Here is a 13,881-nt window from a genome sequence, read left to right on the forward strand (position 1 = left end):
CATCCACGATTAGATCTCGTTGTTTTTAAAAGTGAAGCTTTATTAATAACTTTAAGAAAAACCCAAAATTAAACCCATGAGTCAAAATTTCATTGCAGGCGTGCCTTGGAGAAATGAGAAGGATTTGAAGACCTTAGTGGAGAATAGGACGACCTATACTTTGAATAATTGCGAGCTCAATATTTTTGAAACTCATCAACAGGCAGCTGATGTCAATTTGGTTTTTGGGGACTTGGTGCTGACTACTATGCTCAAAGGGAAAAAAGTCATGCACCTCTTTGATAAGCCTGGTTTTGATTATCTGCCAGGTGAGTCAGTCATTGTTCCACCCAACGAATTGATGAAGATCGACTTTCCTGAAGCGCAAATCGATAATCCTACTCAATGCATTGCGTTGTCCATCTCTAAAGAAATGATTGAAAATACGTTCAATCTTCTTAATGAACGTTTTCCTGATAAAATGCTGACAGATGAGTGGGGTTTGGATCTGTCCAATTTTCATTTGATCAATACCCAAGACCTCTCCGAAATTATCAATCGATTTATCAGAATAGGGGTAAAGGAAAGGTCCAAAGAAAAAGATGTCATTGCATCTCTGGCCTTGAAGGAGCTTTTGATTAGATTGACACAAACACAGGCCAGAGATATGCTACAAAAGACTTATAAGCTTATCGCTTCTAATAATCGACTGGCTCATGTAGTAGAATATATCAAGAATAACATCAGAGAAGAGTTAAACTTAGATGTCCTAAGTCAGAAGGCTTGCATGAGTAAGCCGCACTTTTCAAGGAGTTTTAAACAAGAGCTAGGGCTCAGTCCGATGGAGTTTGTGCTCAAGGAGAGATTAAGTCTTGCTAAAAACTACCTTAGGATGGCAAATTACCAAATTCAAGAAGTCTGCTATATGGCTGGTTTCAATAATATAACCTACTTTATTCGAGCTTTTAAGTCAGAGTTTGGAATGACTCCAAAGGTTTACCAATCTAATCTACATTGACCAAATAATATCAGGGAAGGAATTACCGCTTGAAAAATTTATTTAAAGATTTATTGCCATTTATTATGTTTTTGTTATGTTTAGGAAATTTTGGTAGCGAAAAAACAACAAAAGTTTAAAAATTACCAAAGTAAATATGGCTGAGGTCAGTAACAAATAAACCCATCAAAGGAATCTTTTACAAAGATTCCTTTTTTTATGGTTCAATTTTAAACCGCTTTATCTAAATTTTTTGCTTTTTTTGATAAAACTAGTTTAAAATAAACCTATTGATTGCAAAAGACACAATTTCCATATGGTTTAGCATCAAAAGTGACCGTAATTGGTTAGATATAGCTTTTCTCTTTCTAAAGTACGTCCTCAAAGTGGCCAGAAGAACAAAATTAATGGAATGCTTGCGATTGTGATTAGAATAGAAATCGGTAAGCCCATTCTAAGATAGTCTTTGAAGGCATACCCTCCAGGGCCCATAACCAATGTGTTGGATTGATGCCCGATAGGAGTGAGGAAAGCTGCTGATGCAGCCACAGCGATAGCCATCAGAAATGGATCCGTAGATACGTTTAGACCATTTGCAATATTGACTGCAATTGGAGCCATCAATACAGCTGTTGCAGCATTGTTGATGACATTGGAAAGTAGCATGGTAGTGACAAAGAATAAAAATAGACTACCTTCAGCAGGTAGACTAGATCCAACTTCAAGCAGGAAGTTTGCAATCGTATTGGCACCTCCTGTTTCCTCTAGTGCGATTCCTAATGGGAGCATGGCTCCTAAAAGAACGATGACTGGCCAATCTACCTTTTGGTATAGTTCTTTGAGATCAAGGGTCTTGGTGAGTACCATCGCTAGAGCTGCTATGGTGAAGCTAATTTGAACTGGAAGTACATCTGAGATGATCAATCCAATCGATGATAAGAAAATAGCTAAGGCTACAATTATTCGCTTTGGTTTGCCAATTGAAAAGCCTCTGTCTGCTAATGGAAGGCAACCCATTGATTGGAGACTTTCATTTATTTTCTCAGCATTACCTTGTAGTAAGAGTACATCACCAACTTTGAACTTCACGTGGTCTAGCCTTTTTCTGATTTTCTTTTCCTGACGAGACACGGCCAAGAGATTTACCCCAAACCTATTTCGCATACTTAGACTTGCTGCAGTTTGATTAGAAATCGGAGCGTCAGCCATTACTACAGCTTCTACGATGGATATTTCTTCACTTCCTATTGCTTTATCTTCAACATCCCCTTTTTTACTCCCCAAGAGTCTGCATTGGCTTTTCTCTAGCAAGTCTTTCAAGTCATCTCCATCGCTTTCTAAAGAAATGATATCTCCCGATCTCAATACCATATTCATATCGGGCGCATGCATTAGGTATCCACTTCGCACTACATTGAGTACTTGGATATCTCCTTCGCTCATCTCGTGAATTTTAAGCAAAGATTCTCCAGCAAGTTTACTGTCCTCTTCAATGATGATCTCGGTGATATAGTCTTCGATATCGAAGTAATTGTCTTCCTTTTTGTCTCCACTGATTCTCTTAGGGATCCATCTCCAGCCGATAGCAATAATAAATAATAGACCAATTAATGTAACTCCAATACCCACTGGAGCAAATTCGAACATGGAAAAGGCTTCTCCTATTTCTTTTTTTCTAAAACTAGCGATAATGATATTAGGAGGTGTACCAATCAATGTAATCATTCCGCCTAAAAGAGAGGCAAATGCAATAGGCATCAATAAAGAAGAAGGAGAATTCCCATTTTTCTTAGCAAGATGAAGGGCGACCGGCATCATGACGGCCAAGGCGCCTACATTGTTCATAAAAGCAGAGGCTATGCTAACGATCAGGCAAAGGACGGCGATTTGTAAAGTGAGGTTATTGCCTAATTTCATTACCCACTTCCCAATTAAGTCAATTAACCCAGAGTTTTGAAGGCCTGCACTGACGATTAGGATCACAGCTACAGTAATCACCGCAGGATGAGCAAAACCATAAAAAGCTTCTTCTACAGGTGTAATTCCTGCGAGCACCAATGCCAAGAGACAGGTCATTGCCACAAGGTCATACCTGAATTTACCCCAGATAAAAAATCCCAAAGCAAATATCAAAACACCAAAAACAATGTATTCTTGCATATGTGAGTTTAGTTTAAGAACTATTTAAAAATAATTCTGCTGATTCCCAAAGTATATCCTTTTAACCTAAGGCAACATCTAGGATCATCATCAGTGTAAATCCAGCCATAAAGCCCAAAACTGCCAAATCGGTGTATTTGTCTCGTTGAGTTTCGGGTATCACTTCTTCTACTACCACAAATATCATTGCACCTGCGGCAAAGGATAGCGCATATGGTAAAATATTTTGCATATAGATGACCGAAAAAGCTCCAATGACACCTGCCACAGGCTCAACTGCCGCAGAAAGCTGTCCATACCAGAAGCTCTTTCTTCTGCTAGCGCCATTTCTTCTCAATGGCATCGCTACAGCCATACCTTCGGGGAAATTTTGAATACCAATTCCGATAGCTAATGCAATTGCAGCGGTAATGCTGGCACCTTCCATGCCCATGGAAGCAGCTCCAAAGAGTATGCCTATAGCTAGCCCTTCGGGGATGTTATGTAAAGTAATGGCTAATAGAAGTAAGGTTGATTTATGCCATTTGGTGGCAACTCCTTCTGATTCCTCTTTATTAAAATTAATATGGAGGTGTGGCATGAATTTATCTAAAGCAAAAATAAATAACCCTCCAGCTAAAAAGCCAACAGCTGCGGGAATCCAAGATGCAGTAGGGAATTGTGATTCAGCATGTTTAATGCTAGGAGCCAATAGCGACCAAAAGCTAGCAGCGATCATGACCCCACCAGTGAAGCCGAGGAGTGTGTCAAACACCGACCTTTTGATCTCTTTGAAAAAAAAGACCAACGATGCGCCTAGTGCAGTGACCATCCAAGTAAAACTGGTAGCGATAAAAGCTGACCAAACTGGTCCAAGTTCTATTGCGTATGCTTCCAGTGTTTCTATCATAGGTTGAGATTTATACAAAAGTATTCATCTTTTGCTATTTACTTTGTTTGTGAGTTTAAAATCTTCCAGTGATGGAAAAGACAAAATTCCTACCTGGAGCTACGATTCCTGAACTGTAGGTCCTATACCTGATATCAGCAATGTTTTCGATGCCTACATTAGCAAAAAAAGAATCTGAGATTTTGTACATCCCTTTGAGATTTACCGTCAGCCATCTTGGTGAAAAAGGATTGCCATCAGTATCTATGGCATAAAGTTCTGGTTTTCCTCTTTCCTCAAGTGGGAGTTGTTGAAAGGTCATTTGACCTGCATATTCCGAATAGAGTTGAGCATTCCATTTATTTTTCTTAAATGTCAATCTTGTCACGCCAAATGCAGGAGGGGCATGTCTAGTAGGATTGACTATTCCATCGTCTGTTTCTTCTTCACCACGCTGAATATTGTAGCGAGAAGACAAAGAGAAGTTGTAAGGAAGCTTGATTTCTATGGCAGCTTGGATGCCCATGACAGTAGCTTGGGCAGCATTTTGAAGTGCTAGGACTCTACTCAATTCCCCATCGTAAATAATACTATCCTGGCCATTGAGCATGAAGTCCCTCCTGACGATAGCATTGTCCAGCAGGGTGTAATATGCAGAAAAATCCATCAGGACATTTTCTCCAAAAACTTTACTGATCCCGACCTCTGCATTATATGCATATTCTGCATCCAAATTAGGATTGGGGATCAGCACTGTACCTGGTTCAGAATCGAAAATTTTCCCAATATCATCTACATTCGGTGATCTAAATCCACTAGAAGCATTGACATGGATGGTGTAACTATCTTGTGGTGTGTACACTAATCCAATATTCCCTGTTAAAGCAGAATTTCGAAGTTCGGCTTTTTCGAAAGGTAGTGGATAGAAGTCTAGATTATTTGAAAAATCAGCATCTATGGCAAAGCTATTCAATCTAACTCCAGTCTGAAAGAGTAGATTTTTCCCCAACTTATTCTGATAGCTGATGTATGCAGCAGCTGAGGTCCAAGAAGCTTGAGGGTATCTTGCAGGACCTGCCAAGATTTGATTTTCTATGATGTTTTCATTGATTCCTTGGGAGTTGACCTCATTTAGGATCCATTCAAGACCATAAAAAAACTTAGATGAACCATTCAAGTTTTTCATTAGGTCTATGTTAGCCGAATAGGCATCGACCTTTTCTATTCGAGTCCTTCGGATTGGATCGTTGAAATTTCTATCAATTCTGCTTTCTTCAAAGTTTTGAACTGCAAGCCGCAGGGAAGCTTCATCAAACAGTTTGTTCGTAGCTTGGTGTGTTACTTGCAGATTGTTCATCATCCATATCTGCGGGCCATAATCCCACTCACCACTTCTTGGAGTGCCATCAGGACTAAGCCTGATATGTCTGTCATAGCGGGAATAGGAAGATGTCTCCGAATAGTGAAAACCATACTGAAAATCCCAATTTTCTTTTGGCTGATATCTGATTTTTTGCATCAGATTGGTTTGAGAAAATCCACTTGGTTTTTGAATCCTTGGATCAGGATTAGTGATGATTTGATCTAGGTCATCTATTCTGTCTACATAGGTTCTTTTGAGGTACTCGTCTGGCCCATGTTTGCCCATCCTTAGGTCACCATAATCGCTCCTAGTAAAGCTAGTGACAGATGCCCATTTTTCTCCACCAATACCGACATGAATATGTCCTGTCTGCTCTCCGTTTGCTGTGGAAGTTCTCAAAGTGGTACTCCCTGAAATTTCGGGCTTTGCTGAGCTTGAGAATTTAGGAGTGAGGGTTTGGAAACTCATCACAGCTCCTATGGCATCACTACCATAGATGATTGATCCAGGACCAAAAAGCACTTCTGTACTTTCAGTTGCAAAAGCATCCAAGGAGATGACATTTTGTAAATTACCACCTCTGAAAATTGCAGTATTCATCCTTACCCCGTCGACAGTATAAAGTAGTCTATTAGCCGAAAAGCCTCTGATCATTGGGCTGCCTCCTCCTTGTTGACTTTTCTGCACGAAAACTTCTCCAGAAATTCCGAGTAGGTCTGCTGCTGTCTGCGGGTTGAGTAATTCTCTTTCTTCTCTACTGATACTTGAGATTTTAGCTGGTATTTCTTGTCTAGATTGAGACCAACGCGTGGCAGATACTACCGCTTGCTGAAGTGAAATGGCAGTTGGCTGTAGGAGTACCTCAAAATTCAAAGCTTCTAAAGCATCAAAGGAAAAAGTCTGAGATTTATAACCAAAAAGCCTGATTTGAATGTTTTCCTGCCCCTTCATTTTACTGATATCTGCTTTGCCACTAGCGTTGGTATTGACTAATAACTTTTGTGATTGGCTATAAATAGACACAAAGTCCAAGGGAGCTCCAGACTCCTTATCTTTGATAGAGATGGTCTGTGCAAGACTTTGGAAACATGCAAAAATCAAAAAAAGAGATAGACTAACTAGTTTCATATTTCTTGTGTTCAAAGTCTAATTTACTGGAAAGAAACAGAATTAATGCATGCTTTCATATAAGCGGATGATATGCCCTTTAGAATGAAAAATTAAAGCCCAGCATTGCTGGGCTTTTGAAATATTCTTAGGCTCTTCCTTTGAGCATCATGTCCCAATACATGATTGGAAGACCATATTTCTTGAGAAGCCACATGGAGTATTGCTCCTTGGAAGTATCTACAAGTTTACTGATCAGTGGATCGCTATCTCTGACATTATTGTATTTGAATTCTGCAAGAACCATTTTTCCATAGCCAGTGACCAATGGACATGAAGAATAACCTTCATAAATGTTCTTGTCTAAATCGCCATTTTTGATCAGATGTAAAATGTTCCCACTGACTACAGGCGCTTGTTTTCTTATCGCTGCTCCAGTTTTGGCTGTTGGAAGAGCGGCCACATCTCCAAGAGCGAAGATATTTGGGAACCTGAGGTGTCTTAAGGTATTGACATCTACATCAACCCAACCTTTGTTTGGCCCTTCTTTCAGAGATACTTCAGAGTTTCTGATGAAAGCAGGAGCCTGCTGTGGAGGGGCTATATGAAGCATATCATATTTGATTTTGATTTCAGTATCCCCAAATAGTTCTTCTCCGATACTTGGTCGAAGATTTTTTGCACATTCTTGGATATCACTATTGATATATCTGAAAGTGATTTCCTGCTTCTCTCCATCTATTTTGATGGGTGCATAGTAGGTCTTGAGAATAATATCTCTATCAATGATGATTTTATTTAGTGTTTTAGCAAAATCAGGTACACCAAAAATCACGGTACCAGGAGTTGCGAAAATCACATTGGTTTTTTCTCTAATATCAGATTTTCTAAAGTAATCCTCAGCTAGGTACATGATTTTCTGAGGTGCTCCACCACACTTGATTGGTGTAGTAGGTTGTGTGAATACCGCATTGCCTCCTTTGAAGTTTTGAAGGACTTTCCAAGTCTTTTCTGGATCAGTATAATTGGAGCAGACATTGTCTTTTTCCATGGCCTCGGTAAGTCCCGGTAGTAATTCTGGTGCCATGACCAAGCCTGGTGCGATGACTAAGTAGTCAAATATAATATCTCCATTTTCGGCTGTTTTCACCGTGTTTTTCTCTGGGATGATATCTGTAGCGCTATCCTTGATCCAAGTCACATTTTTGGGAATGTAATTTTTCTCTTCTCTTTCTGTGTCTTTGAAATCGAATGTTCCTGCACCTACCAATGTCCAAGCAGGCTGGTAATAATGTTTTTCTGATGGTTCAATGATGGCGATTTGGAGGTTTTTATCCTTCTTACGAAGCTGTGCGGCTACGGTGATTCCTGCAGTTCCTCCTCCGATGATCAATACTTGATAGTGGTTCATGGCGTATGTTTATTGTTTGTATTCTAAAAATAACCATAGAACTTCCTTCAAAAAGGTGATGTAAGTCACATAAAAAAACCTAGCCTCTTTTGGCTAGGTTTTTCGTGAGAATTGAAAGAAGATAATCTTATCTACTTTCAGGCATTTCTATTTCTATATCGAAGTTGATAAACTCAGGTTCTACTTCTAGCAGATCTGGCGCATCTTCGTCTGAAATAGCACCTCTATCAACCAACTCAGCGATCAAATCCATCTGAAGTGTCATGTCAGCATTGTCTTTATGCATTTTCTGGAATTTCTCCATCAATTCTTCATCTGAATATTCAGCATATCTTGCCTTTCTAGCTTCTTTAAGGCTGTTTTTTTTATCTTCCAAAAGCTGTGCTTTTCTTTCTTCAAGGCTTTTCTTCCAATCATTGACATAATCATCGGAAAGTGTGGTACCGAAAAAAGGCGTCTCTTCCATAGGAATCACTTCTTTTGTGCCATCTTTGTGAACTACCACAAATTCTTCTTCACTTTCTTCGAGTAAGTATTCATCGCCTGTTTCTACATCTACAATCTTATCGCCTTCGTAGAGATATCTTTCCTCTACAGATTTTTCTTGACCACATGCAAATAATAGCGATGCACTCACTGCGGCAATCATTAACTTTTTCATAATAGGTTCTTTTTTCGTTTTAATATAAAGTTTTATTTTCCTTTTTGATCCAATTGTCAAACACCACTTTCGCTTCATTATTCAAAAGCTGATTGAAAGGAATTTTCCTTTTATCTAAAGGTAAATCTAATTCCTCGTATATAAATTGATCATCGAATCCAGCATTTGCTGCATCCTTTTTGGTGTTTGCATAAAATACCCTAGCCGGTCGTGCCCAGTAGATGGCGCCTAGACACATTGGGCATGGTTCGCATGAAGTGTAAATTTCGCAACCGTCAAGTTGAAAATGGTTGAGGTTACGGCAAGCATCTCTGATGGCTACAACTTCTGCATGGGCTGTGGGGTCATTTGTAGAGCTGACAGTGTTGGATCCCATGCCAATAACTTTGTCTTCTTTTACAACTATGCAGCCAAATGGGCCTCCTTTACCTGAATCCATCCCGCTTTGAGATAACTCAATGGCCATCTTCATAAAAGATTTTTGTCTTTCTGTCATTTAAATTTTCATTATTGATATAGTATCGATCAAAAATCGAACCACGGTATTATCAACGGTTTTTTTTATCCAAAGTTTAAGATAATAAAAGAAATCAGGATAGTGAAATCTAGAAACAATAAGATTATTCTGTTTTGCTGAATTAGCTCATGGATTAAGCTATCCATTTATTTAAAAAATCTAAGAAACCATCCTTGTAGTTTTCACTCACAGTGATCACAGTATTGCCAATATGCACTGTATTTCTAACAACTGAGTCAATATGATCTAATCCGATGATAAATGAACGGTGTACGCGCATGAATCTATCCGAAGGGAGCATTTCTTCCATGTTTTTCAAACTCGTAAGTGAAAGCAATGGACTAGTGCGGTCTACCAAATGAACTTTGATATAATCCTTATAAGCTTCTACAAATTTGATGTCTTTCAACATGATTTTCACCAACTGATACTCGACTTTCAAAAAAATATATTCTGAGAATTGTTGTCCTTGATTGTTACTAGTCTCTTTAGATTTTGCTTCGTAAAATTGATATGCCTTTGTGGCAGATTTCAGAAATTCTTCATAACTAAACGGCTTGAGTAGGTAATCAAGTGCATCTACTTTATAACCTTCAATAGCGAATTGATTGTAGGCAGTGGTAAAAATGATTTTCGGCTTGTTATCACCTTGTTTCCCATCTAGAATTCTCGCGAGCTCCATCCCTGATAGATCAGGCATCTGAATGTCTAAGAAAATCAACTGAATTTCATTTTGATTGAGATAGCCTAATGCTTCTATACCATTATCAAATGTGGCAGAGAGCTCCAAAAAAGAAGTTTGCCTGATGAATTTGCTAACCAATTCAAGAGCAAGGGGTTCATCATCTACTGCAATGCATTTGATTTTCATTTCAAGTCGATTTTGAGTAAGACTTTGAATTCATTTTCTGGGTTTTGGTCATCGATAAACAAATTGTATCGGTGATCATAGAGTAAAGCTAATCTTCTTTTTGTGTTTTGTAAACCTATCCCACTGGCATTGCCTTCGGGTGTGTTTTCACTGGATTTGAATATGCCATTACTCGTCTCTAAGGTCAATTGATGATCAGAAATATCAATTTGTATGGTGATCATACTCTCCTTTTGAGAACTGACCCCATGTTTGAAGCAGTTTTCTATAAATGGCAAAAGTAACATGGGGGCAATTGCTGCGTCTTGAAATTTTTCTGGTATAGTTATCTCCAATTTCACCTTTGAAGAAAGTCTCATTTTCATCAACTCTATGAAATCATTGATGAAGTCTATCTCCTTTGAAAGTAGGGTGTGAGTTTTCTCTGTCTCATAAAGTACATACCGCATCATTCTACTCAGTTTGAGTAAGGCAGTCTTGGCTTTTTCCACATCGATGTTAGTGAGAGAATAAATGTTGTTGAGCGTGTTAAAGAAAAAGTGGGGATTGATCTGAGCCTTGAGATAGGTGAGTTCAGAATTGATTTGTTGTCTTTTTTGCTCGAGTTTTTCAGCTTCATCAGCTTGCCACTTTTGGACAGAAGCTATACTGGTGCTAATTCCGATTACCATAAAGAATATTAGCAGCTGAGAAATATCCCAGTAATAATTTCTAGGTCTTGGAGTATAAGGTACATCTGGGCGGTAGGCCTTATGCATCAACTCTTGCATATTGACCCAATCGTCAAATAATATCAGAAAAAGAATACACGCAATACCAGTAAGTAAGTTGATGCTCAGGAATAAGGGTATTCTATTTTTGAAAAGGACTCTAGGGATAAAGTAAAAGTAATTGATATAAAAAACTGCAATCAATAATGACAAGTTGATGCCCTGCTTCAGCCAAAATTCAAAAGGCCGCTCCACTCCAGATGATAGAGGAGATAAAATGAATATCACCAACCCAAATAAAGCCCAACCTAGAAGGTGAATTAGGATAGAAAGGTTTTGCTTATAATTTGATTGAATCTCCATATGTGGGTGTTTTTGCCATGTAAACAAAAATAAAATTTTGAAATCTACCTAATTTGATCTACCAACAAGTGGATTTTGACGATAGAATGGGTGAAACAGAAGATTAGTCTGTTTTTGATTTTGTCAGATCTGATTCATCGTCGAATTCATCTCTTTGGTCGATGAATACATACGCTCAGTCTATTAGATTTTTTTTTGGATTTGACTTGAACTTTCTTTGTTACCGAAAACTGTCTGAGGCATTTGAACAAAAATACTGAAAATGTGTAATGTTCTAGTCTTTAGGCTAAAAATCACAATGTTACGAGGAATTCTTAATTTGAAATATACCCATAAAATGAAAACGAAATACCAGCTTTTCTTACTTGTATTGCTCACATGCACACTCTCCTTTCAGGGGGCAGTGGCGCAGGACAAACCTGTTTACAAAATTTCCGGTAAAATCATGGATGGTGAGTCGGGAGAAACCATTCCTTATGCTGCCGCAGCATTGCTCAATGCTGAGACCATGCAAAATGTGGCAGGTGCTGTGGCGGATTTAGATGGAGAATTCATCATCACTGGATTCAAGGATGGTAATTATATTTTGCAGTTGAGTTTTCTTGGTTATGAAGCGTTTACTTCTAAGTCAATTGAAGTAAAGCCTGGTAATACAGAGATCAATCTTGGTGAAATCAAACTTCAGCAAGAAGCCATGTCCCTACAAGAAGTAACAGTACAAGGTCAACGCCAATTGATTGAAGAGAAGGTCGACAGAACCATATACAATGCTGAAAATGATAAAACGACTATTGGTGGAGATGCAAGTGATGTTTTGAGAAGGGTGCCTATGCTGTCAGTAGATTTGGATGGTAACGTATCCATGAGGGGTAGTTCCAATATTTTGGTTTTAATCGATGGCAAGCAATCTGCTATCGTAGCAAATAATATCGCAGATGCGCTCAAGCAGATTCCTGCTGAAGAGATTAAATCTGTAGAAGTAATCACTTCTCCATCTGCCAAGTACGATGCTGAAGGAACAGGAGGAGTCTTGAATATCATCACCAAGAAGAATAATCTTCAAGGTGCTTCACTCAATGTAAATAGCAGTGCTGGTTTTAGAGGATCTAACTTAGGTTTGAATGCCAGTTTGAAAAGAGGAAAAATGGGATGGACATTGGGTGGCTACGGTAGAGCCGGATACAATATCTTGGGCTCTTTTGAGAATACCCAGACACTAATGACGCCTGATGGCAGTACAGCTTTGATCCGCCAAGCGGCTGATACGAGAAATAATATGCTTTTTGGTAGATACAATTTGGGTTGGGATTATGAATTGAACAAATACAACTTCTTGACTGCCTCCGTGAGTGTAGGTGTGAGGAATATGAGAAACAAGCAAGATGGTTTGTTCACAGAGACTTTTATTGAAGATGCATTGGTAAGTGCCTTATTGAGAGATGTCAATGTAGATAACCTTTCAAATAACGTGGATGTGAACTTTAACTATACCAAGACTTTTGATAAAGCTCAGAAGGAATTCAGTGTATCTGGATTATACAGTAGAAGCAACAATAACAATGATTTTGTCAATAGTCTTTATAACGGGACTTTTACAGATATCATTAGCAGGGTGAAAAATGAAAACCTTGGAATCAATGAAGAATTTACGATCCAATTGGATTATGTGACTCCAGTAGGTAATACAAATAGTCAAATTCTTGAATATGGTGCTAAAAACATTTTGAGAAAAGCAACTTCTGACTTTGCATATTTTACAGCAGAGGGATCTACAGGAGAGTTTCAGCAGGTTGACGATATTTTGTTTTCCAATGAATTCACATATGATCAAAATGTATCAGCTGCTTATGCTTCTTACACATTAGGTTTAGGAAATGACTACACCTTGAAAGGTGGATTGAGATACGAGTATACTACCATCAATGCAGACTTTAGGAACTCTGAATTGCCTGCTGATATTCCTTCTTATGGTGTGTTTGTGCCAAGCTTCAATGTCGGAAAGAAATTGACTAATGGCAACATGATCAAAGCTGCTTACAACAGAAGAATCCAAAGACCTTCTTTGCAGTTTTTGAATCCGAATATCAATCAAGCCAACCCACAGCAACAGTCTCAAGGTAACCCACTATTGGATCCTGAATTGACTGATAATTATGAATTGGGATACAGTACGTTCGTGGGAGGAAGCTCTTTGAACTTCACTTCTTACTTCAGAAATACTACGGGCTCTATTCAGCCTGTAAGAACAGTAAGTGAGGAAGATGTGATTTTCACAAGCTTTGAAAATATCGGTAGAGAGCGAGCGGTTGGGTTTAGTATCTTCTCGAATATCAATGTGTCAGGTAAGTTTTCCTTGAATGGAAGTGTGGATACTTATTATGCCATGCTGACCAATGGATTGGATAACCCGATGTTTGCCGCTTCCAATGAAGGTTTCGTGATCAGTGGTAGGTTGTTTGGTAATTATACCTTGCCTAAGAATTGGCAGATTCAAGCCTTTACCTTCGCAAGGGGCAGGCAGGTACAGCTTCAAGGCTCAGCAGGAGGATTTGGGATGTATGGGATGAGCATCAATAAGCAGTTCAATGAAAGAAGAGGAAGTATTGGATTTGGTGCGGACAACTTCTTTACAAGAGAATTCCGAATCAACAATGAATTGATCACACCGACGATCATGCAGCAGAGTACAGTAGGAATGAGAAACATGAACTTCAAGATCAACTTCTCTTATAGAATCGGTAAGCTTAGCGTAGAAGGAAATAGAAGAAAGAAAAGAGGCGTCACCAACGATGATATGAAAGAGGGTGGTGAAGGCGCTGCTGGAGCGATGATGAACAATAATAATTAGATAACTTCCTAAAACGGGATATACCA

At 38.8% G+C, this 13,881-nt stretch carries 10 protein-coding genes; 2 read left to right on the top strand and 8 right to left on the bottom strand.

The features are described 5' to 3' along the window. Window positions 1-76 precede the first annotated feature (76 nt). Window positions 77-997, top strand: a complete 921-nt coding sequence (locus BW935_RS04150) for an AraC family transcriptional regulator (protein ID WP_076498869.1) — start codon at window positions 77-79, stop codon at window positions 995-997. A 360-nt stretch (window positions 998-1,357) separates the two neighbouring features. Here the strand turns inward: BW935_RS04150 and BW935_RS04155 are convergent, their stop codons facing one another. From BW935_RS04155 to BW935_RS04190, 8 genes are all read right to left on the bottom strand, one after another. Then, complete coding sequence (locus BW935_RS04155; protein ID WP_076498870.1) at window positions 1,358-3,136, bottom strand: SLC13 family permease; 1,779 nt, start codon at window positions 3,134-3,136, stop codon at window positions 1,358-1,360. 61 nt (window positions 3,137-3,197) lie between these two features. Continuing rightward, complete coding sequence (locus BW935_RS04160; protein ID WP_076498872.1) at window positions 3,198-4,025, bottom strand: ZIP family metal transporter; 828 nt, start codon at window positions 4,023-4,025, stop codon at window positions 3,198-3,200. Window positions 4,026-4,080: 55 nt separating this feature from the next. Then, a complete protein-coding gene (locus BW935_RS04165) occupies window positions 4,081-6,495 on the bottom strand; it encodes a TonB-dependent receptor plug domain-containing protein (protein WP_076498873.1) in 2,415 nt (804 codons plus the stop codon). Between the two features lie 127 nt (window positions 6,496-6,622). Further along, on the bottom strand, window positions 6,623-7,885 hold the full coding sequence (locus tag BW935_RS04170; protein ID WP_076498875.1) for an NAD(P)/FAD-dependent oxidoreductase: 1,263 nt from the start codon (window positions 7,883-7,885) through the stop codon (window positions 6,623-6,625). 127 nt (window positions 7,886-8,012) lie between these two features. Further along, window positions 8,013-8,546: a hypothetical protein gene (locus BW935_RS04175; protein WP_076499431.1), complete on the bottom strand. Its 534-nt coding sequence runs from the start codon at window positions 8,544-8,546 to the stop codon at window positions 8,013-8,015. Window positions 8,547-8,565: 19 nt separating this feature from the next. Continuing rightward, a complete protein-coding gene (locus tag BW935_RS04180) occupies window positions 8,566-9,042 on the bottom strand; it encodes a nucleoside deaminase (RefSeq protein ID WP_076498876.1) in 477 nt (158 codons plus the stop codon). A gap of 154 nt (window positions 9,043-9,196) precedes the next feature. Continuing rightward, a complete protein-coding gene (locus BW935_RS04185) occupies window positions 9,197-9,934 on the bottom strand; it encodes a LytR/AlgR family response regulator transcription factor (protein ID WP_076498878.1) in 738 nt (245 codons plus the stop codon). After that, entirely contained in the window at window positions 9,931-11,007 is a 1,077-nt protein-coding gene (locus BW935_RS04190) for a sensor histidine kinase (RefSeq protein WP_076498879.1), read from the bottom strand. Before BW935_RS04190 ends, BW935_RS04185 begins: the two co-directional genes overlap by 4 nt. Before the next feature lie 337 nt (window positions 11,008-11,344). On the opposite strand from BW935_RS04190, the gene BW935_RS04195 reads away from it, so the two are divergent. Beyond that, entirely contained in the window at window positions 11,345-13,855 is a 2,511-nt protein-coding gene (locus BW935_RS04195; RefSeq protein ID WP_076498881.1) for a TonB-dependent receptor, read from the top strand. Window positions 13,856-13,881: the final 26 nt, after the last annotated feature.

This window comes from Belliella pelovolcani, from assembly GCF_900156785.1.
Taxonomy (GTDB): Bacteria; Bacteroidota; Bacteroidia; order Cytophagales; family Cyclobacteriaceae; genus Belliella; species Belliella pelovolcani.